Raw genomic sequence first — 22,692 nt, forward strand, 5'->3', positions numbered from 1 at the left:
GATGGCACAGATCAAGGTCGAGGCGCTCGACAAATCCTTCGGTGCGTTTCATGCGGTCAAGTCCGCCAGCTTCACGGTCGAGGACGGCCAGTTCCTCTGCCTGCTCGGACCGTCCGGCTGCGGCAAGACCACGACGCTCCGCATGATTGCCGGCCTGGAGCTGCCGACATCAGGCACCATCCGGCTCGATGGCGAAGACGTGACGATGAACCGCGCATCGGCGCGCGACATCGCCTTCGTGTTCCAGCTCTTCGCGCTCTACCCGCACATGAATGTCCGCCGCAATATCGGCTTTCCCTTGAAATGCGAAGGGATCAGTGCCGCCGAGCGCGACCGGCGGGTCGTCGAGGCCGCGCGCATCCTGCGGATCTCCCATCTCCTCGACCGCTCCGTGTCGGGCCTCGCCGGCGGCGACCGTCAGCGCGTCGCGCTTGGACGGGCGATCGTGCGCAAGCCGAAATGTTTCCTGATGGACGAGCCGCTCGGCGCGCTCGATACCGAGATGCGGGAGGCCATGATTCATGAGCTGCGGTCCCTGCATGACCGGCTGGGTGCGACGACCGTCTATGTTACGCATGACCAGCTCGAGGCCATGGCGATGGCCGACAGGATCGCGGTGATGAACAACGGCGTCGTCGAGCAGGTCGCAAGCCCGCGCGACATCTATGACCGGCCGGCTTCGCTGTTCGTCGCGGATTTCATCGGCTCGCCGCCCATGAATTTCCTCCCGTTCCGCGGAGGCCTGCAGACAGGCGCAGACGCGATTAGGCTAGGCGAGCGAGACGTTGCCATTCCAGCTGCGCGCGAGGCGATGGCGGAAAGCGAGCTCGTGCTCGGGATACGGCCAGAGCACGTGCGCTTCACCGATCGCGGCATGGTTCGCGGCGAGGTCTATGGGACGGAATATCTCGGCACGACGCAGATCGTGACCGTGACGACGCATTACGGCGCACTCAAGGCCCGCTCACCCAGCAGCAGATCGTTCCGGACCGGCGAGACTGTCGGGCTCGACTTCCGGCCCGATACGCTGTCGATCTTCGACAAGGCATCGGGCCGGGCGATTCGCACCGCGCTGCATGAAGGAGGCACGCATGGCTGAGGTCGAGATCAACGCCGTCTCCAAGGCGTTTGGCAAGACGCAAGCCTTGAGCGATCTGTCGCTGACCATTGGTGACGGCGAGTTCGTCGCGTTGCTCGGGCCGACAGGCGCTGGCAAGACCACGGCCTTGCGCTTGATTGCTGGATTGGAGCAGCCGGACAGCGGTTCGATCCGGATCGATGGGCGCGACGTGACCGGCGATGCACCGGCCGACCGCGACGTCGCCTTTGTCTTCCAGCAATATTCGCTGTATCCGCATCTGACTGTGTTCGAGAACATGGCCTTCGCGTTGCGCGCGCCGACCCGCCGCGTGCCGGAGGCGGATATCCGCGCGAAAGTGCAGGAGGTGGCGCGTCTGCTTCACATCGAAACCAAGTTGGACAACAAGGCGACGCAGCTGTCGGGCGGACAGATGCAGCGCGTCGCGATCGGTCGCGCCCTGGTGCGTTCGCCCTCGATCTATCTGATGGACGAGCCGCTCTCCTCGCTGGATGCCAAGCTTCGCGGCGAGCTGCGCCTCGAGCTCAAGCGGATCCAGGTCGATCTCGGCGCGACGATCCTCTATGTCACCCACGACCAGACCGAAGCGATGACCATGGCCTCGCGCATCGGCGTGATCGAAGGCGGACGGCTGATGCAGATCGGCACGCCGCGCGAGATCTACGAGAACCCGATCAACGCGCATGTCGCAGCAAGGCTGGGCCAGCCAACGATCAATCTGCTGCCGGCCGCCCTGTTCGGCGGTGCCCCGGCCGGCGCCGAGACGGTCGGCGCGCGGACCGAGCACCTGACGATTGCGCGCGGCGGTGGTGACGTGTCGGCGACTGTCAAGCGGGTCGAACATCTCGGCGACCAGAGCCATCTCCATCTCGACCTCGCCGGCCGGCCGGTAGTGACCCTGGCGGATCCCGAGGCGGGCTTCGGCGCCGGAGATATGGTGTCGCTCCGTCTGAACAGACCGCTGTTTTTCGATGCGATGGGCTGGAGGGTAGCGGCATGAGCCTTGATCGGGTAGCCAGAGAAAGACTGGTGCGAGCGCTCGCAGGAGCCGTGATTGAACACGCGGACGAATTGACGAGCCTTGACCAGGCGATCGGCGATGGGGATCACGGGCTGAACATGAAGCGCGGTTTCGAGGCGGTGCTGGCGACATTGCCGGGCCTTGCCGACAAGTCGCTCCCGGAGATGCTGAAGGCGATCGGAATGACCCTGGTCATGAAGGTCGGCGGCGCCTCGGGGCCGCTGGTCGGGACCTTCTTCATGGAACTGGGCAAGGCGCTTCCGGAGCAGCCGAGCCGGGCCGATCTCGTCGCGGCGACGGAGAAAGCGATCGAGGCCGTCAAGGCGCGCGGCCGTTCCGAGGCAGGGCAGAAGACGCTGCTGGATGTCCTGGTGCCGGTTCACGCCGTGTTGGCGGGAGGCGGCGATGCCAGGGCGATCGCGGCGGAGGCTGTGCAAGCGGCCGATCGTACCACGCCGATGCAAGCGATTCGCGGCCGCGCGTCGTTTCTCGGGGAACGCTCCATCGGTCATATGGATCCGGGCTCGCGCTCGGCGTCCCTTCTGATCGGCGCAGCAGTTGAGACACTGGAGTTCGAGGTCAATACATGAGCAATGTCGGAATTGTCATCGTGTCGCATTCGCCGAAGATCGCGGAAGGCGCGGCCGATATGGTGCGCCAGATGGTCGGGGATGCCGTGCCGCTGGCCTGGACCGGCGGGGATGTCGACGGTGGGCTCGGTACGAACGTTGCCGGAATTCTCGAGGCGATCGAGACGGCCTGGTCACCGGCAGGCGTCGCGATCCTCGTCGATCTCGGCGGTGCCGAGACCAATTCGGAGATGGCGGTCGAGATGCTCCCCGAAGATCGGCGCGCGCGCGTGCTGGTTTGTAATGCCCCGGTGGTCGAGGGGGCTGTGATTGCTGCGACCGAATCTTCGGGCGGCTCGTCGCTTGCCGCCGTCAAGCGCAGTGCGGAGGAATTCTATGCATGATGCCAACGCCAACCGGGCGGCCCAGACGTTTGCGCCGCTGACCGCTTCTGCGGTCCTCGTCAATCCGGTCGGCCTGCACGCGCGGCCATCGGTGAAGCTCACGCAATTGGCAAAGGGCTTTGCCGCAAAGATCGAAATCGCGCTTGCGGCCGACGGACCCTGGACCGACGCCAAGAGCCCGGTGAAGGTGATGCGTGTGAAAGCACCGCAGGGTGCAACGCTGCATTTCCGCGTCGCCGGTCCCGATGGTGACGCGGCGCTCGCGGCCATGCTGGCGCTGGTGCATGATGGTTTCGGCGAGGCGTAAAATCGTGGGCGAGATCCATCTCACCGGCCATCCTGCTTCGCCTGGCCTCGCCATCGGCCCGGTCGCCGTGCTGACGAGCGCTGTGGCGAGCAGGGTGACCAAGGGTGATCCCGCGCAGGAGGCCGCGGCGCTGAAGGCGGCGATCGATGGGGCAGCCACAGAGCTCGCCGAACTGATCGCGACGGTTCATGGCGAAGCCGCGGAGATCCTGGAATTCCAGGTCGCGATGCTCGGTGACGATGCGCTTTCGGAGGGAGCTTACGAAGCCATTGCGGGCGGCACGGCTGCCGATGAGGCTTGGTGCGCAGCGCTGGACGTGGAGATTGCGGGCTATCACGCCGCGGATGAGGAATATTTCAGGGCTCGTGCTGCCGATCTGGTCGACATTCGCGATCGCGTGCTTGCGGGTTTGAACGGCGCGGATCAGGTCGCAAGGATCTCCGGCGATTCCGTCGTCACGGGCGATGATATTTCGCCGTCGACATTCCTGGCAGTCGACTGGACCCGCGGTGGCGCCATTGCGCTCGCGAGCGGATCGCCGTCGTCGCATGTCGCGATGCTCGCGCGATCGCGCGGCGCTCCCATGGTGGTCGGATTGGGTCCATTGCCATGGAACGGACAGCCGCCGTCGCTGGCGCTTGTCGACGGCGATACCGGCACCGTGATTTTCGATCCCCAGCCCGAAACGCGCCGCCTGTTCGAGCATCGGATGGCGGCGGCGAATGCAGCGCAGATCGCTGCCGACGCGGGCCGCCTCAAGCCGGCTGTGACGGCCGACGGCCGGCGCATCGCCGTCCTTCTCAACGTCGCAGCGCCCGAAGATGTCGAAGGCCTCGATCCCGCTATTTGCGACGGCATCGGACTCGTGCGGACCGAATTTCTGTTCGAGGGATCGAGGGGCTTGCCCGGTGAGGATGCGCAATACGCGGTCTATCGACGCATTCTCGAATGGGCTGCGGGACGGCCGGTGACGATCCGCACGCTCGATGCCGGCGGTGACAAGCCAATTGCCGGCCTGACGGTCGATAGCGAGCGCAATCCGTTTCTGGGCCTGCGCGGGATCCGGCTCTCGCTTGCGCGGCCGGAGGTGTTTCGCGTGCAGTTGCGGGCGCTGTGCCGTGCGGCCGTCCATGGCACGTTGAAGGTGATGTTGCCGATGATTGCGGTCCCCGCCGAGCTCGATCGTGCCAACGCCATGCTGGATGCGGAGTTTGCGATGCTGACGGCAGAAGGCATCGCCTGCGCGCGGCCACCGCTCGGCATCATGGTCGAGGTCCCGGCGGCAGCGCTCTGCGCGGAGGATTTTGGCGCTGCATTTTATTCCATCGGGTCGAACGACCTGACCCAATATACGATGGCTGCGGCGCGCGACATCGGCGCTGTCGCCGACCTCAACGATGCCGGTCATCCCGCGGTGCTGGCGCTGATCGCGCGGACCGTCGAGGCCGGGCGCAAGCGCGGCGTCGAGGTCTCGCTCTGCGGCGATGCGGCGGCCGATACGCGCTTGACGAAAGCGCTACTGGCGACGGGCCTGACGACGCTCTCGGTCTCGCCGATTGCGGTGGCACGGCTCAAGGCTGCGATCGCCGGGGTGACCGCATGAGCGACGACGCAGGCGAGGACACAAGCCGGCCGGGCGACAGCAACGTCGCGGACTACAAACTGATCCTGCGGCGGGCCCTCGACAACCGGCCGTCCGGTACGCGGTTGAAGCTCGCGGCGGCGCTCGGCAAGAACCGCTCCTTCGTCAGCCAGATCACCAATCCGGCCTATCTGGTGCCGATTCCGGCGAAGCATGTCCCCATCATCTTCGAGGTCTGCCATCTCGCCGGTGCCGAGCGTGCGGCTTTCCTCGAAGCCTATGGTCGCGCACATCCGGGACGGTTGCGCGGCGCCCATCGCGAGGCGCGCACCCGCGTCGTGACCGTGACGGTGCCCGATCTCGGTGACGACAAGAAGAATCGCGCGCTCGAGCAGCTCATCGTCGACTTCGCTGCCCAGCTCGCACGCTACGCCGAAAGCATCGGCTGACGAATTGTGACTGCAAAAAAGATAACCGGGAGGACGCCATGAAAAAGCTGATCAACAGCACGGATGCGGTGCTCGAAGAGAGTCTCGAAGGATTGGCTGCGGCGCATGCCGATATCCTGCTGCTCGGCGGCGACAGGAAGTTCGTGCGCCGCCGTACCCTGAAGCCGGGCAAGGTCGCGCTGATCTCGGGCGGCGGCTCGGGACACGAGCCGCTCCATGCGGGCTTCGTCGGTCACGGCATGCTCGATGCCGCCTGTCCGGGCCAGGTCTTCACCTCGCCGACGCCGGATCAGATGATCGAGGCGGCCGAGGCCGTCGACACCGGGGCAGGCGTGCTCTTCATCGTCAAGAACTACGAAGGCGATGTGATGAATTTCACCATGGCCGCCGAGATGGCCGGACGCGAGATCGCCAGCGTGGTGACCAACGACGACGTCGCGGTCGAGAAGTCGACCTACACGACCGGTCGGCGCGGTGTTGCAGGCACGCTGATCGTGGAAAAGATGGTCGGTGCCGCGGCCGAAAAAGGCATGCCGCTTGCCGCGCTCAAGACGCTCGGCGATGACGTGAATCGGCGCACACGCTCGATGGGCGTGGCGCTCCTGCCGTGCACCGTTCCGGCAGCGGGCCGGCCGAATTTCACCCTGGCCGATAATGAAATGGAAATGGGGGTCGGCATTCACGGCGAGCCGGGTCGCCGCAGAGTGCCGCTGGCGTCCGCCAATGCCATCGCTGCCGAGATGCTCAATGCGATCCTGGGTGATCTTGCGCCGAGCAAGGGCAGCGAGGTTCTGCTTCTGGTCAACGGGTTCGGCGCAACGCCACTGATCGAACTCTATCTGATGGTCAATAGCGCCAAGCGCATTCTGGACGGGGCGGGGATCACGGCGACACGTTTCTTGACCGGTTCCTATGTGACGTCCCTGGATATGGCGGGTGCCTCCATCACTGTCTCAGTGCTCGATGGCCGGTCAAAAGAATTGTGGGATGCCCAGGTGCATACGGCGGCGCTACGCTGGGGTATCTGACGGACGGAAAGCTTCAATCATCCACGACGATAGGATAATCCCCAAGCTCGCCATGCGGCCGTCGGTCAAGCAGCTTGCCCCGCAGATGCCATCGGTGGAGTGTCGGCCTGAAACGCCCAGAGGAGCACCGCATGGCAATCGTTTTCATCACTGGCAGCACCGACGGGCTTGGCCGGGCGGCGGCGCAATCGCTCCTCGACCAAGGTCACCGCGTGGTGCTGCACGCACGTTCGGCCGATCGCGCCGCGGCGCTCGAAGAGCTCGCCCCTCGCGCTGAGGCTGTTGTGATCGGCGATCTCCAGAACGGCACCGAGACCAGGAGCATCGCGGATCAGGTGAACGCGATCGGGCGCATGGATGCCGTCATTCACAACGCCGGTGTCTACACGCAGCCGAATCGAGGTTCGACTCTGGAAGGCCATGCGAGCACATTGGCGATCAACACCCTTGCGCCCTACATGTTGACGGCGCTGATCGAGCGCCCCGCCAGATTGGTCTATCTCAGCAGCGGCTTGCATCGCGGCGGGGAGGGGTCGCTGAATGATCTCGACTGGACGAAGAGGTCCTGGGATGCTGCAAAGGCTTATGCCGAGAGCAAGCTTCACGTCGTTGCGCTTGCGTTCGCGCTGGCGCGACGTTGGCCGCAGGTCCTGAGCAACGCGGTTGATCCCGGCTGGGCGCGCACAAGGATGGGCGGCTCAGGCGCCCCGGTCGATATCGCGACAGGACAGAAGACACAAACCTGGTTGGCCGTAAGCAACGACCCCGCCGCGTTGGTCAGTGGTCGCTATTGGCATCATTTACAGGAGCAGCAGCCGGCCAGCGAAGCAACGGACGCCGGGTTTCAGGACGCTCTGGTCGGCAGGCTGCGCGAGCTGACTGGCGTCGCGCTGCCCGGGTCGTAGTCCTTCGCGCCCTGGGATGAATCGCCGGGACTCTTCCGCGGCGGACGCGTGCTGTCGCGCAGCATCAGCGTGGCAGGAAGATTGATGTCCTTCCGCTGCCCCGTCTTGCCGGTCGTCATCAGCGCAATTAGTTCGGCTGCGGCGGTGGCTCCGAGGTCGCGGCGGGGCTGGACGATGGTTGTCAAGGTCGGCTCGCAATAGTCGGCATAGGCAATGCCGTCAAAGCCGACGACGGAGAGATCGTCCGGGACTTGCAGGCCGGCCGCGTGCACGGTCTTGATAAGGCCGATCGCCATCTCGTCATTGGCTGCAAACAGGGCGGTGGGACGCGCCGCGGGTCCGAGCGCCAGCAGCGCCCGGCCGGCCTCGACGCCGGTACGGAAGGTGAAATCGCCGGGCAGAATCAAGTCTGCCTCAGCCGCAATACCCGCCTCGCGCAAAGCCTGACGATAGCCTTCGAAACGCTGCTGCTCGAGAATGTTGGATTTCGGTCCGGACAGATAGGCGATGCTTGTGTGTCCGAGCTCAACCAAGTGTCGCACCGCCTCGCTGGCGGTCCCGACATTGTCGATTGTGACTTGGGGGAAGCTTTCGCCGGAAATGTACTCGCAAGCGGCGACGAGCGGCACGCGCGCCTCGAGCAAGTCGCGGTCGGGGCTGCGCATCACATGGCCGCACAAGAGCAGCACGCCGTCGGCTTGGCCGGCGCAGACCAGATCAACGTAGCGCGCCTCCTTCTCCGGCGAGCCGGTTAGATTGGCGATGATGAGTCCATAACCGGCGGCCGATAGCGTATCATCGATGCCCTGCAGGACCTCAGCGAAGAAGGGGTTGGCGATGTCGGGCACCGCCACCAGCACGACCATGGTCTTTCGGGCGCGCAGGTTCCTTGCGGAAATGTTGGGCGCGTAGCCGGTCTCGCGCACCGCGGCGAGCACGCGTGTGCGGGTTTCCTCAATCACGACCTCGGGGCGCGCCAGCGTCCGGCTGACGGTCGCAACCGAAACTCCTGCCAGTCGCGCGACATCGGCGATCTTGGTGGCCTTTGGGCGCGTCGTTCTGCTTCGTTTTGCCATGGAAAGGCTCGTCCTCTCGGAGGCGCAACGGCGCTTGCAAAAGCCAGGAGTTCTGCTAGCCTTCATGTAATCGATTACATTCGGTAAAGCAATGAGCCCTTAAAGGCCGAAAGCCGAATGCAAAGCCTGCAAAGGCAGATCAGGGAGGGAATGATGAAGCGCACGCTGTTCGCATCAGTGGCGATTGCCGCCATTGCCTTGGCTGGAGCGCCGGTCTCGGCAGAAGAGATGAAGGCCGAGGTGATTCATTGGTGGACCTCCGGTGGAGAGGCCGCCGCGGTGAAGGTGTTCGCCGATCAGTTCACCAAGGCCGGTGGGACGTGGGTCGATAGCGCCGTGGCCGGCGCCGCCAACGCGCGAAACGCCGCGATCAGCCGCACCGTTGCCGGCAATCCTCCGACTGCGATGCAGCTCAACACCGGCAAGCAGTTTGATGAACTGGTGGAAGGCGATCTGCTTGCCGATGTCGATGCGGTCGCGACTGAGGGCAATTGGAGGGGTGTCATGCCTGCCGCGATCGTTGCCGCGGCAACTCGCAACGGCAAGATGTATGCGGTGCCGATCAACATCCACGGTCAGAATTGGCTCTGGTACAACAAGACCGTGCTGGCCTCCGTTGGCGCTGCCGAGCCGAAGACCTGGACTGACGCTCTCGCCATTCTCGACAAGCTTAAGGCCGACGGAAAGGTGATCCCGCTGGCCTTCTCGGGTCAGAAGAACTGGGAGCAAAACCTGTTCAATGCGGTCATGATCGGCGTTGGTGGCGCACAGATGTGGACCGGCATCCTCGGCAAGCGCGACGTCTCGCTGGCGGGGAGCCCCGAATTCAAGGCGGTCGCCGTCACCTACAAGAAGCTCAAGGACTATGTCGATGCCGGCGCGCCCGGCCGCAACTGGAATGACGCGACCAATCTCGTCATCCAGGGCAAGGCCGGAATGCAGATCATGGGCGACTGGGCCAAGGGCGAATTCGTTGCGGCGGGCAAGGTCGCCGACAAGGACTATGGCTGCACGGTGCTATCCAATGGCAGCGGCGGCTACGTGATGGGCGGCGACGTGTTCGTCTTCCCGAAGGCGAAGGATTCATCCACGACCAAGGCGCAGATGACCTTGGCGAGACTGATGCTGACGCCCGAGACCCAGATCCAATTCGCGCTGAAGAAGGGCTCGATTCCCGTACGTAGCGATGTCGATACATCTGCACTCGACGCTTGCGCCCAGAAGGGTATGCGCTATGTCGCAGACAAAGCCCAGCAAATGCCGTCCGGCGACATGCTGGCACCGCCGGCGACGATCGGTGCGCTGCAGGATGCCATCTCGCAATATTGGAACACCAATATGAGTGCCGATGAATTTTCAGCCAAGGTCGTAGCGGTGCTGAAGTCCCAGGAGTGATGTCACCAAAGGCGGCCGGCGAACTGTCGGTCGCCCTTACTCCCCGTCGACTTCTCTTCAATCCGGCGATGTCATGCGTCTTGCGCTGAGTTCCCGACTGTCCGCGATCTCCGCGCTCTTGCCGGCGCTGGTGGTGATGTTCGTCGTCTATATCGGCGCCACCAGCTGGACCGTCTGGATGTCGCTGACCAACTCGCGCATGCTGCCGAACAGCAATTTCGTCGGGCTCCGCCAATATCAGCTGTTGCTCGGCAACGACCGCTGGATCACCTCGGTCCACAACATCGTCATCTACGGTGTGCTGTTCGTTTCCCTCACGCTTCTGATCGGCTTCCTGCTGGCGGTTGCGATCGATCAGCGGGTGCGCGCCGAAGATACGATCCGTTCGATCTATCTCTATCCCTATTCGATGTCATTCGTGGTTACGGGGTTGGTCTGGCAATGGCTGCTCAACCCCACGCTCGGCATCCAGCATGTGTTGCGCAGCTGGGGCTTCGAAGGCGCCACCTTCGACTGGATTGTACGGCCGGAGACCGCAATCTATTGCCTGGTCATTGCCGGCGTCTGGCAGGCTTCGGGGCTGGTGATGGCGATCATGCTCGCCGGCCTGCGCGGCGTCGACGACGAAATCTGGAAGGCGGCGCGGGTCGACGGCCTGCCGAAATGGCGGGTCTATGTGTCGATCATCATCCCGATGATGGGTGCCAGCTTTGCGACTGCCGCGGTGCTGCTCTCGACGGGCGTGGTGCGCCTCTACGATCTCTCGGTCGCGATGACCAATGGCGGGCCGGGCATCGCCTCGGAGGTGCCGGCAAAATTCGTCATGGATCATCTGTTCGAGCGCGCCAACATCGGACTTGCGACGGCGGCAGCGACCACCATGCTGATTACGGTGATCGCGGTGGTCGCTCCCTATCTTTACTGGCGCGCGCGCAAGGGAGAGATGCGATGACCGCCTTGGTGCAGCCTTTGTCCGCGGCGCGGCGGAGCAAGCGCATGACCCCGGCGCGCTGGGGCCTGTATGCCTTTATCTTCATTACCGCGCTCTACTTCCTGCTTCCGCTCTATGTGATGGTAGTCACGTCGTTGAAGCCGATGGTCGAGATCCGACAGGGCAATTTGTTGGCCTTGCCCGCAGCTCCCAGCATCGACGCATGGGTCAAGGCCTGGAGTTCGGCTTGCACGGGTCTGACCTGCCAAGGTATCAAGATCGGCTTTCTCAATTCGCTGCGTATCCTGGTGCCGTCGGTTGTCCTCTCCATCCTGGTCGGCTCGCTCACCGGTTATGCGCTGTCGCTATGGCGTGTGCGCGGCGCCAACGTGCTGTTCGGTGCGATGATGGTGGTCGCCTTCATTCCCTATCAGGTGTTCATCTATCCTTTGGTTCGCGTGTTCTCCTTCGCCGGACTCGGGCAATCGCTCTCAACCATCGTGATGATTCACACGATCTTCGGCCTTCCCACCATGACGCTGCTGTTCCGCAATTATTTTGCATCGTTGCCGGTCGAGTTGTTCAAGGCCGCCCGTGTCGACGGCGCCGGCTTCTATCAGATCTATGCGCGGATCATGATGCCGATGGCCACCCCCATGATCGTGGTCGCGGTGATCCTGCAGACCACCGGAATTTGGAACGATTTCATCCTGGGGCTTGTCTTCGCCGGCCGCGACAATCTGCCGATGACGGTTCAGCTCAACAACATCGTCAACTCGACGCAAGGCGAGCGCGCCTACAATGTCGACATGGCTGCGACGCTGCTGACCGCGCTGTTGCCGCTCGTTGTCTATTTCGGTTCCGGTCGGTGGTTCGTGCGCGGCATTGCCGCCGGTGCCGTGAAAGGCTGACGCAGCATGCAGAAATCGGACGTCGATATCAGAGGCCTGCAGATCGGCTTTGGCGGCCTGAAGGTGCTGGAGAATCTCAATCTCCATGTCGGCGAGTCCGAATTCCTCGTGCTGCTCGGGCCCTCCGGCTGCGGCAAGTCGACATTGCTCAATGCGATCGCCGGGCTGATCGAGGCCAAGGGTGGCGAGATCCATATCGGCGGCCGGGATGTCACATGGGCAGAGCCGAAGGATCGCGGCATCGCAATGGTGTTCCAGAGCTACGCGCTCTATCCACGCATGAGCGTGCGCCGGAACATGTCGTTCGGGCTGACGGTCGCGGGCACGCCGCGAGACGAGATCGAGCGCCGCGTCGGAGAGGCCGCGCAGATCCTGCGGCTCACCAATCTTCTCGACCGCCGTCCCAGCGAGCTTTCCGGCGGGCAGCGCCAGCGTGTCGCAATCGGGCGAGCGCTGGTGCGCCATGCGGGCGTCTATCTGTTTGACGAGCCGCTCTCCAATCTCGACGCCCAGCTGCGTGCCGAGCTCAGAGTCGAGATCAAGCGGCTGCACGCACGGCTGGGTGCCACGATGATCTACGTGACGCACGATCAGATCGAGGCGCTGACGCTGGCGGACCGGATCGCGGTGATGCAGGGTGGCGTGATCCAGCAGCTCGATACGCCGAGGAAGATCTATCGCGAACCCGTGAACCGCTTCGTCGCTTCTTTCGTCGGCTCACCGGCGATGAACTTCATTCCCGGCCGGCTCGCGTGTGGCAGCGAGCTCGCGTTTGTCGTCGGCGCAAACCGGATCGGTCTGAACGGCTATGCCTTGCATAGCCAGACGACCGACGCGCCGGCCGTTCTCGGCATCCGGCCCGAGCACATCGAACTGACGGCGTCCAGCGATCCATCCTCGGTGTCCGCGCGCGTCGAAATGGTCGAGCCGATGGGTGCCGACACATTGATCTGGTGCCGCCTTGCTGATGGCGCCGCCTTCTCCTTCCGCCATGATGCGGACGCGCCAATGCGTGTGGGGGACACGTTGACCGTCCGCTTCCCCGTCGACGCCATGTCGCTGTTCGATGAGACGAGCGGCCAGCGCCTTTAACAGGCTGCTGAAAAAGTCGCTTCGCGCGACGCGCGGATTGTGATTCCCTGCATTTGCTTGATTCCTTGGGGCTGGGGATTGCGATGCGCGGGGCAGATCAGCGGTCGGAAGGCATATTCAGCTACGTGCGATTGGAGCAGCGTGTTCCGGCGGATCATCCGCTGCGTGCGATCCGCGACCTGGTCGACGCTGCGCTGAAAGAGTTGTCGCGCGATTTTAGCAGGCTTTACTCGCGCGAAGGTCGGCCGTCGATCCCGCCGGAGCGGCTTTTGCGAGCGCTGCTGCTGCAAGCCTTCTATACGGTGCGTTCGGAACGGCAGTTGATGGAGCAGCTCGACTATAATCTGCTGTTTCGCTGGTTCGTCGGTCTTTCGATGGATGACGCGGTGTGGAATCCGACCGTGTTCTGCAAGAACAGGGATCGGCTGCTCGACGGCGACATCGCCGCCAAGTTCTTCGTCGCCGTGCTGAACCTGCCGCAGGTGCGAGGACTGCTGTCCAGCGAGCACTTTTCGGTTGACGGTACGCTGATCGAGGCCTGGGCCAGCATGAAGAGCTTCGTGCCGAAGGACGCTGGCGATCCGCCCGCGGGAAAGGATCGCGGCTCCCGCAATGCCGAGCGCGACTTCCATGGCGAGAAGCGCAAGAACGCCACGCATTCCTCGACGACGGACCCCGACGCCCGCCTGTTCCGCAAGGGTGCTGGCAAGGAGGCCAAGCTCTGCCACATGGGGCATCTGATGACGGAGAATCGCAACGGACTCATCGTCGATGCGCGGTTGACCGAGGCCAACGGCACCGCCGAGCGCGCGACTGCGCTCGACATGATCGAGGACAATGCCCGGCCCGGTAGCACGGTCGGCGGCGACAAGAACTACGACACTGCCGACTTCGTCGCCGGCTGCCGCGAGCGCGGCTGCACGCCGCATGTCTCGCAGAACGACACCAACCGCCGCTCGGCGATCGACGCGCGCACCACCCGCCATCCCGGCTATCGGATCAGCACCATCAAACGCAAGCTGATCGAGGAGCCGTTCGGGTGGATCAAGACGGTTGGCGGCCTGCGCAAGACGCGCCATCGCGGCCGCGGCCTGGTCGAGTGGTTCTTCGTGTTCACCGCCGCAGCCTACAACCTCGTTCGCATCCCAAAGCTGCTGGCCGCGACGGGATGAATCCGTCTGGAGCGTCAAAAATGAGCCACCAACCCCACCTATACAGCGCATGCGGAGCTCATCGAGGCCCATCGCTGGCTTCGTTTTCAAGCCGCATATTACGAAAATCATCATCCAAGGCATCTTTTTCAGCAGCCTGTTAAATCCTTACCAGCAGAAAGCGAGACATGACCAAGCCGATCGACCGTTTCTCCATCCAGCTTTATTCAGCCCGCTCCATCGCCTCACTCGAGGCACAATTCGCCCTGCTGTCCAGCCTCGGCTACACGATGGTCGAACCTTGGGGCGGCCTGTTCAACGATCCCGAGACGCTGAGGAGGCTTCTTGAGGTCCACGGGATGATCGCGCCGAGTGCCCATGTTGGCCTCGACCGCTTGCGTGAGGATGCGGTTGGCACGGTGAGGATGTGCAAGGGGCTGGGCATCGAGACCATCTTTGCGCCGGCCCCGCCGCTGGGCGAGCGTGAGGGAGGCGAAAAGGAATGGCGCAGCATCGGGCGCGAGCTTGCCGACATCGGAAAGGTGGTGACCGGCGAGGGGCTCAAATTCGGCTGGCACAATCATCATTGGGAGTATGGCCGCAGCGAAAGCGGCAAGACCTATCTCGAATGCCTGTTCGAGGAGGCTCCCGATCTGGTCTGGGAGGCCGATCTCGCCTGGATCGTGCGCGGCGGCGGGAATCCGGTTGCCGAGATCAAGAAACATGCGCCGCGGTTGGTCGCGTGTCACATCAAGGATCTTGCGCCGTCGGGGCAGTGCACCGATGAGGACGGATGGGCCGATCCCGGGCACGGCATCATGGACTGGCCGGCGCTGTGCGCGGCGATGAAAGATGCCAAGGTCTCCCTGTTCGTCGCTGAGCACGACAAGCCGAACGACGTCGCCCGCTTCGCGCGGCGGGCGCGTGAGACCGTGTCGTCATGGACGTGACGGGGAGGGGATCATGAGCACGCTCGGAGTTGGCATCGTCGGGTGCGGCAACATCTCGACGATCTACATGCAGAACATGCCGAAATTTCGCGATCTCAGGCTCATCGCTTGCGCGGATATTCGGCCTGAAGCCGCGCAAGCCCAGGCAGCGCAGTTCGGTATCGAGGCCTTATCGATCGACGCGCTGTTGGCGCGTCCCGACATCCGGATCGTCGTGAACCTGACCACGCCGGACGCACATTTTGCGATAAGCCACGCTGCGTTGACCGCGGACAAGAACGTATTCGGCGAGAAGCCGATCACGATCGAGGCCAACGACGCTGCGACCTTGGTCGCGGAGGCGGCGCGCCGCGGCCTGAAGCTCGGCTGCGCGCCGGATACTTTTCTTGGCGGCGGTGGACGGATTGCGCGCGAGTTTATCGATACGGGTCGGATCGGCAGGGTGCTCTACGGTACCTGCTTTCTGATGTCGCATGGCATGGAGCACTGGCACCCCGATCCGACCTTCTTCTTCAAACGTGGCGGCGGGCCGATCCTCGACATGGGGCCCTATTACCTTGCAGCGCTGATCAACCTGTTGGGTCCGGTCGCACGGGTGCAGGGGCGTGCGAGCTCCGGCTTTGCTTCGCGACTCGTCACCTCGAAGGGGCCGATGAACGGCAAGACCATCGCGGTTGAAACCCCGACGACGGTCATGTCGCTGCTGCATTTCGAATCGGGTGCCGACATCATCTTTGCAATGAGCTGGGACGTCTGGAAACACGGACATCCGCCGATCGAACTCTACGGCACCGAGGGTTCGCTGCGTGTGCCGGACCCCAACTTCTTCGGCGGCGCGGTGCAATACACCGAGAAGGGTGGCGACTGGATCTCTGTCACAGCGGACGACCGGCCGTTCGGCAAGCCCAACTGGCGCTCGCCGAATTGGGCCGATCACATACCGAACCAGGCTAACTATCGTTGCCTGGGCGTCGCCGAACTCGCAAGTGCAGTGCTAAACGACACGCCACACCGCGCCTCCGGCGCGCTGGCGAGCCACGCGCTGGAGGTGAAGCACGCGATCCTCAAGGCCAGCGTCGAGGGTGGAGAGATTGTGGTGCACTCGCGCGTAGAGCGACCGGCGCCGCTGTCCGATGTCGATGCGATGGCATTGTGGGCCGAGGAGACGTTCTGACACAGGACAGCCCCCCCAGAGCTGACCGCTCCGTGTGGGCGTTAGGATGAAGTGCCCGCTCTGTCGGCGGGAACCAGCACGGGCAAGCGAAGTTTGGTGGGGGGGATCGAGTTCAGCAGGCGCGTGATGCCAAAGCATCCCGGATACAAGGACGCATTCGATGAAGATGATCAAGGGACCGGCGATATTTCTCGCTCAGTTCGCCGCCGACGCAGCGCCGTTCAATTCTCTCGATTCGATCTGCGGATGGGCAGCCTCGCTCGGCTACGAGGGGGTTCAGATTCCGAGTTGGGATGGGCGGCTTTTCGATCTGAAGAATGCCTCGGAGTCGCAGGACTACGCCGACGAGGTGAAGGGGATTGCGGCCCGCCACGGGCTTACGATCACCGAACTCTCGACCCATCTGCAGGGCCAGCTCGTTGCCGTTCACCCAGCCTATGACGCGGCATTCGACGGCTTTGCCGCTCCGGAGGTGCGTGGCAACGCCAAGGCGCGCACGGAGTGGGCCGTCGACCAGGTCAAGCGCGCGATCCTGGCCTCCAGCCGGCTCGGGCTCACTGCACAAGCGACCTTCTCCGGTGCGCTTGCTTGGCCCTATGTCTACCCTTGGCCGCAGCGACCGGCCGGCCTCATCGAGGCCGCCTTCGACGAGCTTGCCAGGCGCTGGCGGCCGATCCTCGATTATGCCGACGAGCACGGTGTTGATCTCGCCTATGAGATTCATCCTGGTGAGGACCTTCACGACGGCATCTCCTACGAGATGTTTCTCGAGCGGGTGAACGGCCACAAGCGCGCGAACCTGCTCTATGATCCGTCGCACTTCGTTCTGCAGCAGCTCGATTATCTCGACTACATCGACATCTACCACGAGCGCATCAAGGCGTTCCACGTCAAGGACGCCGAGTTCAACCCCACCGGCCGCCAGGGAGTCTATGGCGGCTTCCAGAGTTGGGTCGACCGTGCCGGCCGCTTTCGATCGCTCGGCGACGGTCAGGTCGATTTCGGCGCCATCTTCTCGAAGCTCACGCAATACGATTACGGCAGCTGGGCCGTGCTCGAATGGGAGTGTGCACTGAAGCATCCCGAGCAAGGTGCCCGCGAAGGTGCCGAATTCATCAAGAGCCATATCATCCGCGTTACGGAGAAAGCCTTCGACGATTTCGCGGGTGCCGGCACCGACGACGCAGCGAACCGCAAGATGCTCGGCCTCTCATGAGCGAGGACAAGACATGACCATCGACGCAAGCAACGAAGCCGGCAATCGCGGTCGTATCCGGCTCGGCATGGTCGGCGGCGGCCAGGGAGCCTTCATCGGCGCAGTCCATCGCATTGCCGCGCGCATCGACGACCAGTTCGAGCTCGTGGCCGGTGCGCTTTCCTCGGATCCGGTCCGGGCCAAAGCCTCCGCACAGGAGCTCGGCATCGCCGACGACCGCGCCTACGGCTCGTTCGAGGAGATGGCGAAGGCGGAAGCCGCTCGTGCGGACGGTATCGAGGCGGTCTCGATCGTGACACCCAACCACATGCACAGTCCGGTCGCGAAAGCCTTCCTGGAAGCCGGAATTCACGTCATTTGCGACAAGCCGTTGACGACGACCGTCACGGAAGCCGAGGAGCTCGTGGCGTTGGTCAGGAAGACGGGCAGGGTATTCGCGGTCACGCACAATTACACGGGTTATCCCATGGTCCGGCAGGCTCGGGCCATGGTCGCGAATGGCGAGCTCGGTGAGGTCAGGCTCGTCCAGGCTGAATATCTCCAGGATTGGCTGACGGAGCGGTTGGAGGCGAGCGGCCAGAAGCAGGCGGCATGGCGCACGGACCCGGCTCGGTCCGGCGCCGGCGGATGTATCGGCGACATCGGCACCCACGCCTATAATCTCGCCTGCTTCGTCACCGGCCTCGAGCTCGACGAACTGCTCGCCCAATTATCCACCTTCGTCGAGGGCCGGCGCCTCGACGATGATGTTCAGATCCTTCTCAAGTGGAAAGGTGGAGCCAGGGGCATGCTGTGGGCGAGCCAGGTCGCCGTCGGCAATGAGAATGGGCTCACGCTGCGCGTCTACGGCAGCAAGGGTGGCCTCGAATGGGCGCAGGAGAATCCGAACCAGCTATGGTTCACGCCTTACGGCCAGCCGAAGCGGCTCGTGACACGTGGCGGCAGCGGCGCTTTGCAAGAGGCGGCCCGCGTCACCCGCATCCCCTCCGGTCATCCCGAGGGCTACCTCGAAGGTTTCGCAACCATCTACGCCGAGGCCGCGCGTGCCATCCGCGCGGCACGCGCCGGTGACAAGCTGGATCCCCAGGTGATTTTCCCGACCGTAGAGGATGGCCTCGCAGGTGTGAAATTTATCGATGCTGCCCTGAGATCCTCCGCATGCAAAGGCACCTGGGTTCGAATCATGTAACTGTCGGCGCGTCTGTGATGAGGCAATCGGTCACGTGATCGTCCAATCGCGATGACGCGCTCGATCTCCACCCAAATTTCGGATTGCCGGCCCCGACCTACATGCCGGCGTACGCTCCCCATCCGCCCTACTGACCGACGATGGCGTTGATCTCCTCCTCGAGGAGGGCGCCATAACGCTCGATGACGCCGGGCCCGACCTTGGCGCAGAGCAGCGTGAAGCTGAGCGCTGCGCCCGGCTTTTCTCCCGGCGTCATGATCGGCATGCCCACACCGGCAATTCCCGGAATGAGCTCGCCCATATCCACCGCGTAGCCCCGCCGGCGGGTATCGGCGATCAACTGCCGAACCTTGTCCTCGGTGAGGTTGCGATAGGATGCGTAGCGCCCCAGATTGGCGCGGATGATGTAATCCTGCTCGTCCTCGTCGAGGAATGCGAGCATCGCGATCGCGCCGGGGCCGACGCCGAGGGGCACGAAGCCGCCGATCGATCCCGTCAGCGTCGGCACGATGCATTCGCCGTCGCGCCGGTCGAGGCAGACTGAATCGTGATTGAAGCGGGCCATGAGATGGGTCGTGTCACCGGTGCGCCGCCTCAGCCGGGTCAGCGCGACCTCGCAGCGGCTGATGATTCCGGGGCCGCGGGCCGCGCGCACGCCGTAGATCGCCATGCGCGCACCCAACCGGTAGCGCCGTTTCTTGTCGTCGCGCGCGAGTAGCTTGTGGCCGACCAGCGTGTTGAGGATGCGGTGACAGGTGGCGGTGTTGAGCCCCGAGCGTGCCGCCAATTGTTTCAACGACAGGCCGTCGACTCCGCCATCGGCGACGAGATCCAGCAGGACGACAGTCCTGTCGAGCAGTTGGGCTCCACCGGAGGGTGGCTGTGCGGTGGGACGCATAAATTCTCATAATATGAAAAAAATGCCGCTGGCAACTTGTCTAATGAAAAATATCAGCCTCCAATGATGAAAATTAGGTCGCTTGAGAAAGGTGCATATTCTTTGAGCGACCCGATTTCTGCATTCGCACAAAGCTGACGGGCTGACGCGGCGCTGCGGCAACAGCGCCCGAAGGCCCTGATTTATCCAGAGGAACAGGATGACAGGCTTCAATAGGATGATGGGCGTTTCTGCCCTCGCGCTCGCGACCTTCTTCGTTGCTGGCGCCGCCGTGGCGGGGACGCTCGAGAACGTCAAGGCACGCGGCAAGCTGATCGTCGGCGTGAAGAATGACTACGTGCCCTACGGCTATCTGAACGACAAGGGCGAAGTCGTCGGCTTTGAAGTCTCGCTCGCCAAGTACGTCGCCAAGGAGCTCCTCGGCTCCGAGGACAAGATCGAGCTCGTGCCGGTCATCGCTGCCAATCGTATCGATTTTCTGACCGCCGGCCGTATCGATGCGATCTTCGCCACGCTCGGCGTCACGGCCGAGCGTGCCAAGGTCATCGACTTCACGACGGAATATGTTTCCGCCGCCGGCCCATCGGTGCTGATGGCCAAGGAGACCACGATCTCGAAGTGGGAAGAGCTGAAAGGCAAGTCGGTCTGCGGCATTCAGGGCTCCTACTACAACAAGAAGATGACTGAGGAGTTCGGGATCACGCTCGTCGCCTTCAAGACGCAGCCGGAAGCCTATCGCGCGCTGAAGGACAATCGCTGCATCGGCTTTGTCTTCGACGACATGACGCTTCAGCAGAAGCTCAAGGAAGCCGACTGGACGGGCTACAAGATCGCCGTTGCACCCTATGAATTCCAGCCGATGGCCGGTGGCGTCCGCAAGGACGACGCTGAGTTCCGTCAGGCCGTCGACAAGGCCATCGGCAAGGCCGAGGCGGAAGGTAAGCTGATTGCGTGGGAGACCGAGTTCGGCATGCCGCACTCCGACTACATCGCTGCGCGGGCAAAGGCTGCTTCCGCGAAGTAGAACCGACGGACACGGAGCAGCAGCCCTTGTTAGGTCTCGATTATTCCTGGCTCGCGGATCCGGCGTACCAGCGATGGCTGCTGATCGGTGTCGTCAACACGCTGAAGCTGGCGGCGCTCTCGTCGAGCGCTGCCATCCTCATCGGCATGCTCGGAGCTCTCGGCTTCACCTTGAGGATATTCTGGCTCGACGCCCTGATTGAGCTGTTCGTCGAGGTGTTTCGCAACACGCCGCCGCTGCTACAGATGCTCTTTGCCTATTTCACGCTCTCGACCCTCGGTCTCAAGGTGACCGATCCGTCGACCGGGCTGTCGGTGCCGCTGCTCAGCGCGTTTGCTTGCGCTGCGATCTCGCTCAGTCTGTTCGGCGGCGCACTGGCCATCGAAGCCTTTCGCTCAGGGATCGAAACCATGCCGCGGTCGATCGTCGATGCGGCGCGGTCACTCGGGTACGGCCGATGGGCCCGCTTCTGGCGCATCGAGGCGCCGATCGCGACCCGCATCTGCCTGCCGGGGCTGACGAACATCCTGACCAATCTCTTCAAGACGACGTCGCAGGCGTCCGTCATCACCGTGCCGGAGCTGATGTACTACGCCGGGCAGATCTACAATGACACGTTTCGCACGCTGGAGGTCATGATCCTCGTGCTCCTCATCTATGTGGTGCTGGTGTCAATTCTCACATTCGCGATGGCGAGGCTCGAGGCTTTCATGGCCTTCCCTGGATATGGACGGGGGCTTTGATGACGGGTTTCGTGCTCCACTACGAGGACAAGAAGCGCGCCGTCCAGTTGCTGATCGCTCTTGGCGTGGCGGTCTGGATCGCTGTCGATGCCGCGACGGGCGGCTCGGTGTACTGGACCCGAGTGCTGGTGCGGCTTTCGCTGCTTCTGACCGGCTCAGCAAGCGGTTGGCCGGTCACCGGCGGCTTTGTCCTCAATATTCTCCTCTCGATCGCTTCCATGGCACTGGCGACCGCGCTCGGCACGATCATGGGTCTTGGGACGCTTGCGCGGGTCGGATTGATCCGAGTCCCGTCTCTTCTGCTGGTGAACTTCCTGCGCAATTCACCCTGGCTCGTTCTGCTCTTTGCAACGCTCTATTTCCTGCCTTTCGAGATACGCGTCTTCGGCGCGACCATTCCATTCCCGCCATTCGTGAAAGCCGTGATCGGCCTCGCTTTGCCGACGGCGGCGAATTTCTCCGAGGTCATCCGCGGCGCGGTCCAGTCCGTTCACAGCGGGCAATGGGAGGCGGCACGTTCGCTCGGCTACAACACTTTCCAGATCTATCGCCACGTGATCATGCCGCAGGCGATGCGGCGCATGATCCCGGGCTGGATGAATCTCTACGCACTATTGATGATTGCGACCGCGCTCGCGACCGTCACCGGCATCCAAGACGTCCTGACGATCCTCAACACCCTGCTCGCCATGGAGAATGAGCGGGTGATCGTCTATTTCTACCTGACCATCCTCTTCCTGTTCATCGCCTACTGCTATCCGATCGCGGCCATTGCGCGCCGGCTCGAACGTGCCGTGAAGGGAGACAGCCTGTGAGCCGCACCGAAGCGCTGATCGAGCTCGACAACGTCCGCAAGTCCTTCGGCGACTTCGAGGTTCTCAAGGGCATCTCGATGTTCGTGCAGAAAGGCGAGGCCGTCTGCATCATCGGTCCCTCCGGATCGGGCAAGTCCACCATCCTGCGCTGCATCAACGGGCTGTTTCCCATCGACGAAGGCTTTATTCGCGTCGGGGCGCATCGCGTGCACGAACTGAAGTCCGACAAGGCGATGCGGGCGTTGCGCCATCAGGTCGCGATGGTGTTCCAGCAGTACAACCTGTTTCCGCATCGCACGGCGCTGCAAAACATCATGATGGCGCCCATCCAGGTGCTCGGACACGACCGCGCCGAAGTCGAGGAGCGCGCCCGTAAGCTCCTGAAGAAGGTGCGGCTCTCCGAGAAAGCCGACAGCTTTCCGGGGCAACTTTCCGGCGGGCAGCAGCAGCGCGTGGCGATCGCGCGCGCGCTCGCGATGCAGCCGGAGGTGATCCTGTTCGACGAGGTGACGGCGGCGCTGGACCCTGAAACGGTGAAGGACGTGCTCTTCGCCATCCGCGAACTGGTGGAGGAAGGTCTTACCTGCATCCTGGTGACGCACGAGATGAAGTTTGCCCGGGAGGTCTCGCAGCGTGTCTGCTTCACCGATCATGGCCTGATCGTGGAGAGCGCGCCGCCTGCAGAACTCTTCGACAATCCGCAAGATCCGCGCACGCGCGAATTCCTCGGTCAGGTTCTCTGATCGCGCCGTCCCACGTTCAA

The 22,692-nt window shown here is 63.3% G+C and carries 24 protein-coding genes; 22 read left to right on the forward strand and 2 right to left on the reverse strand.

Annotation, left to right across the window (positions count from 1 at the left end):
* Position 1: 1 nt before the first annotated feature.
* From NLM32_RS19720 to NLM32_RS19760, 9 genes are all read left to right on the forward strand, one after another.
* Positions 2 to 1,099 (forward strand): ABC transporter ATP-binding protein, encoded by a 1,098-nt coding sequence (locus tag NLM32_RS19720; protein WP_254130572.1) that lies wholly within the window; start codon positions 2 to 4, stop codon positions 1,097 to 1,099.
* Positions 1,092 to 2,099: an ABC transporter ATP-binding protein gene (locus NLM32_RS19725; protein WP_254130573.1), complete on the forward strand. Its 1,008-nt coding sequence runs from the start codon at positions 1,092 to 1,094 to the stop codon at positions 2,097 to 2,099. Before NLM32_RS19720 ends, NLM32_RS19725 begins: the two co-directional genes overlap by 8 nt.
* The gene (gene dhaL, locus NLM32_RS19730) at positions 2,096 to 2,710 is read left to right on the forward strand and encodes a dihydroxyacetone kinase subunit DhaL (RefSeq protein WP_254130574.1); all 615 of its coding nucleotides are present in this window, start codon (positions 2,096 to 2,098) and stop codon (positions 2,708 to 2,710) included. The genes NLM32_RS19725 and dhaL overlap by 4 nt, the downstream gene beginning before the upstream one ends.
* Positions 2,707 to 3,093, forward strand: a complete 387-nt coding sequence (dhaM, locus tag NLM32_RS19735; protein WP_027557143.1) for a dihydroxyacetone kinase phosphoryl donor subunit DhaM — start codon at positions 2,707 to 2,709, stop codon at positions 3,091 to 3,093. The genes dhaL and dhaM overlap by 4 nt, the downstream gene beginning before the upstream one ends.
* Positions 3,086 to 3,400 (forward strand): HPr family phosphocarrier protein, encoded by a 315-nt coding sequence (locus tag NLM32_RS19740; RefSeq protein ID WP_254130575.1) that lies wholly within the window; start codon positions 3,086 to 3,088, stop codon positions 3,398 to 3,400. The genes dhaM and NLM32_RS19740 overlap by 8 nt, the downstream gene beginning before the upstream one ends.
* Positions 3,381 to 5,003 carry a phosphoenolpyruvate--protein phosphotransferase gene (ptsP, locus tag NLM32_RS19745; RefSeq protein ID WP_254135365.1) on the forward strand — a complete coding sequence of 541 codons (1,623 nt, stop codon included), beginning with the start codon at positions 3,381 to 3,383 and terminating at the stop codon, positions 5,001 to 5,003. The genes NLM32_RS19740 and ptsP overlap by 20 nt, the downstream gene beginning before the upstream one ends.
* Positions 5,000 to 5,431, forward strand: coding sequence for a hypothetical protein (locus tag NLM32_RS19750; RefSeq protein ID WP_027557146.1), 432 nt, complete (start codon positions 5,000 to 5,002; stop codon positions 5,429 to 5,431). Before ptsP ends, NLM32_RS19750 begins: the two co-directional genes overlap by 4 nt.
* 38 nt (positions 5,432 to 5,469) lie before the next feature.
* Positions 5,470 to 6,459 (forward strand): dihydroxyacetone kinase subunit DhaK, encoded by a 990-nt coding sequence (gene dhaK / locus NLM32_RS19755; RefSeq protein WP_254130576.1) that lies wholly within the window; start codon positions 5,470 to 5,472, stop codon positions 6,457 to 6,459.
* Between the two features lie 131 nt (positions 6,460 to 6,590).
* Entirely contained in the window at positions 6,591 to 7,364 is a 774-nt protein-coding gene (locus NLM32_RS19760; RefSeq protein ID WP_254130577.1) for an SDR family NAD(P)-dependent oxidoreductase, read from the forward strand.
* Here NLM32_RS19760 and NLM32_RS19765 read toward each other — a convergent pair.
* Entirely contained in the window at positions 7,304 to 8,440 is a 1,137-nt protein-coding gene (locus tag NLM32_RS19765; RefSeq protein ID WP_254130578.1) for a LacI family DNA-binding transcriptional regulator, read from the reverse strand. The two genes, NLM32_RS19760 and NLM32_RS19765, sit on opposite strands and share 61 nt — an antisense overlap.
* Positions 8,441 to 8,590: 150 nt before the next feature.
* Between NLM32_RS19765 and NLM32_RS19770 the strand changes: the two genes are divergently transcribed.
* From NLM32_RS19770 to NLM32_RS19810, 9 genes are all read left to right on the forward strand, one after another.
* Positions 8,591 to 9,835 carry an ABC transporter substrate-binding protein gene (locus tag NLM32_RS19770; protein ID WP_254130579.1) on the forward strand — a complete coding sequence of 415 codons (1,245 nt, stop codon included), beginning with the start codon at positions 8,591 to 8,593 and terminating at the stop codon, positions 9,833 to 9,835.
* Between the two features lie 73 nt (positions 9,836 to 9,908).
* Positions 9,909 to 10,787 carry a carbohydrate ABC transporter permease gene (locus tag NLM32_RS19775; protein WP_254130580.1) on the forward strand — a complete coding sequence of 293 codons (879 nt, stop codon included), beginning with the start codon at positions 9,909 to 9,911 and terminating at the stop codon, positions 10,785 to 10,787.
* Between the two features lie 5 nt (positions 10,788 to 10,792).
* Positions 10,793 to 11,677: a carbohydrate ABC transporter permease gene (locus NLM32_RS19780; protein WP_375143645.1), complete on the forward strand. Its 885-nt coding sequence runs from the start codon at positions 10,793 to 10,795 to the stop codon at positions 11,675 to 11,677.
* Positions 11,678 to 11,683: 6 nt separating this feature from the next.
* On the forward strand, positions 11,684 to 12,769 hold the full coding sequence (locus NLM32_RS19785) for an ABC transporter ATP-binding protein (RefSeq protein WP_254130582.1): 1,086 nt from the start codon (positions 11,684 to 11,686) through the stop codon (positions 12,767 to 12,769).
* Between the two features lie 83 nt (positions 12,770 to 12,852).
* Positions 12,853 to 13,941: an IS5 family transposase gene (locus NLM32_RS19790; protein WP_254128493.1), complete on the forward strand. Its 1,089-nt coding sequence runs from the start codon at positions 12,853 to 12,855 to the stop codon at positions 13,939 to 13,941.
* A 167-nt stretch (positions 13,942 to 14,108) separates the two neighbouring features.
* A complete protein-coding gene (locus NLM32_RS19795; RefSeq protein WP_254130583.1) occupies positions 14,109 to 14,870 on the forward strand; it encodes a sugar phosphate isomerase/epimerase in 762 nt (253 codons plus the stop codon).
* A gap of 13 nt (positions 14,871 to 14,883) precedes the next feature.
* Positions 14,884 to 16,044: a Gfo/Idh/MocA family protein gene (locus NLM32_RS19800; RefSeq protein ID WP_254130584.1), complete on the forward strand. Its 1,161-nt coding sequence runs from the start codon at positions 14,884 to 14,886 to the stop codon at positions 16,042 to 16,044.
* Positions 16,045 to 16,204: 160 nt separating this feature from the next.
* Positions 16,205 to 17,260, forward strand: coding sequence for a sugar phosphate isomerase/epimerase (locus NLM32_RS19805; protein WP_254130585.1), 1,056 nt, complete (start codon positions 16,205 to 16,207; stop codon positions 17,258 to 17,260).
* Between the two features lie 13 nt (positions 17,261 to 17,273).
* Entirely contained in the window at positions 17,274 to 18,449 is a 1,176-nt protein-coding gene (locus NLM32_RS19810) for a Gfo/Idh/MocA family protein (protein WP_254130586.1), read from the forward strand.
* A 127-nt stretch (positions 18,450 to 18,576) separates the two neighbouring features.
* Here the strand turns inward: NLM32_RS19810 and NLM32_RS19815 are convergent, their stop codons facing one another.
* Positions 18,577 to 19,347 carry an IclR family transcriptional regulator gene (locus NLM32_RS19815; RefSeq protein ID WP_254130587.1) on the reverse strand — a complete coding sequence of 257 codons (771 nt, stop codon included), beginning with the start codon at positions 19,345 to 19,347 and terminating at the stop codon, positions 18,577 to 18,579.
* A gap of 199 nt (positions 19,348 to 19,546) precedes the next feature.
* Between NLM32_RS19815 and NLM32_RS19820 the strand changes: the two genes are divergently transcribed.
* From NLM32_RS19820 to NLM32_RS19835, 4 genes are read left to right on the forward strand one after another with little or no spacing between them, the layout of a single operon-like run.
* Positions 19,547 to 20,371: a transporter substrate-binding domain-containing protein gene (locus tag NLM32_RS19820; RefSeq protein ID WP_254130588.1), complete on the forward strand. Its 825-nt coding sequence runs from the start codon at positions 19,547 to 19,549 to the stop codon at positions 20,369 to 20,371.
* Between the two features lie 26 nt (positions 20,372 to 20,397).
* Complete coding sequence (locus NLM32_RS19825; protein ID WP_254130589.1) at positions 20,398 to 21,114, forward strand: amino acid ABC transporter permease; 717 nt, start codon at positions 20,398 to 20,400, stop codon at positions 21,112 to 21,114.
* Entirely contained in the window at positions 21,114 to 21,929 is an 816-nt protein-coding gene (locus tag NLM32_RS19830; protein ID WP_254130590.1) for an amino acid ABC transporter permease, read from the forward strand. Before NLM32_RS19825 ends, NLM32_RS19830 begins: the two co-directional genes overlap by 1 nt.
* Positions 21,926 to 22,672: an amino acid ABC transporter ATP-binding protein gene (locus NLM32_RS19835; RefSeq protein ID WP_309144852.1), complete on the forward strand. Its 747-nt coding sequence runs from the start codon at positions 21,926 to 21,928 to the stop codon at positions 22,670 to 22,672. The genes NLM32_RS19830 and NLM32_RS19835 overlap by 4 nt, the downstream gene beginning before the upstream one ends.
* The last annotated feature ends 20 nt before the right edge of the window (positions 22,673 to 22,692 follow it).

This window comes from Bradyrhizobium sp. CCGUVB14, from assembly GCF_024199935.1.
Classification (GTDB): domain Bacteria; phylum Pseudomonadota; class Alphaproteobacteria; order Rhizobiales; family Xanthobacteraceae; genus Bradyrhizobium.

Bases quoted from the DNA above. Each gene is read 5' to 3' on its own strand.
- NLM32_RS19720 (WP_254130572.1), top strand. From the start codon at position 2: ATGGCACAGATCAAGGTCGAGGCGCTCGACAAATCCTTCGGTGCGTTT.
- NLM32_RS19725 (WP_254130573.1), top strand. From the start codon at position 1,092: ATGGCTGAGGTCGAGATCAACGCCGTCTCCAAGGCGTTTGGCAAGACG.
- dhaL (WP_254130574.1), top strand. From the start codon at position 2,096: ATGAGCCTTGATCGGGTAGCCAGAGAAAGACTGGTGCGAGCGCTCGCA.
- dhaM (WP_027557143.1), top strand. From the start codon at position 2,707: ATGAGCAATGTCGGAATTGTCATCGTGTCGCATTCGCCGAAGATCGCG.
- NLM32_RS19740 (WP_254130575.1), top strand. From the start codon at position 3,086: ATGCATGATGCCAACGCCAACCGGGCGGCCCAGACGTTTGCGCCGCTG.
- ptsP (WP_254135365.1), top strand. From the start codon at position 3,381: ATGGTTTCGGCGAGGCGTAAAATCGTGGGCGAGATCCATCTCACCGGC.
- NLM32_RS19750 (WP_027557146.1), top strand. From the start codon at position 5,000: ATGAGCGACGACGCAGGCGAGGACACAAGCCGGCCGGGCGACAGCAAC.
- dhaK (WP_254130576.1), top strand. From the start codon at position 5,470: ATGAAAAAGCTGATCAACAGCACGGATGCGGTGCTCGAAGAGAGTCTC.
- NLM32_RS19760 (WP_254130577.1), top strand. From the start codon at position 6,591: ATGGCAATCGTTTTCATCACTGGCAGCACCGACGGGCTTGGCCGGGCG.
- NLM32_RS19765 (WP_254130578.1), bottom strand. From the start codon at position 8,440: ATGGCAAAACGAAGCAGAACGACGCGCCCAAAGGCCACCAAGATCGCC.
- NLM32_RS19770 (WP_254130579.1), top strand. From the start codon at position 8,591: ATGATGAAGCGCACGCTGTTCGCATCAGTGGCGATTGCCGCCATTGCC.
- NLM32_RS19775 (WP_254130580.1), top strand. From the start codon at position 9,909: ATGCGTCTTGCGCTGAGTTCCCGACTGTCCGCGATCTCCGCGCTCTTG.
- NLM32_RS19785 (WP_254130582.1), top strand. From the start codon at position 11,684: ATGCAGAAATCGGACGTCGATATCAGAGGCCTGCAGATCGGCTTTGGC.
- NLM32_RS19790 (WP_254128493.1), top strand. From the start codon at position 12,853: ATGCGCGGGGCAGATCAGCGGTCGGAAGGCATATTCAGCTACGTGCGA.
- NLM32_RS19795 (WP_254130583.1), top strand. From the start codon at position 14,109: ATGACCAAGCCGATCGACCGTTTCTCCATCCAGCTTTATTCAGCCCGC.
- NLM32_RS19800 (WP_254130584.1), top strand. From the start codon at position 14,884: ATGAGCACGCTCGGAGTTGGCATCGTCGGGTGCGGCAACATCTCGACG.
- NLM32_RS19805 (WP_254130585.1), top strand. From the start codon at position 16,205: ATGAAGATGATCAAGGGACCGGCGATATTTCTCGCTCAGTTCGCCGCC.
- NLM32_RS19810 (WP_254130586.1), top strand. From the start codon at position 17,274: ATGACCATCGACGCAAGCAACGAAGCCGGCAATCGCGGTCGTATCCGG.
- NLM32_RS19815 (WP_254130587.1), bottom strand. From the start codon at position 19,347: ATGCGTCCCACCGCACAGCCACCCTCCGGTGGAGCCCAACTGCTCGAC.
- NLM32_RS19820 (WP_254130588.1), top strand. From the start codon at position 19,547: ATGACAGGCTTCAATAGGATGATGGGCGTTTCTGCCCTCGCGCTCGCG.
- NLM32_RS19830 (WP_254130590.1), top strand. From the start codon at position 21,114: ATGACGGGTTTCGTGCTCCACTACGAGGACAAGAAGCGCGCCGTCCAG.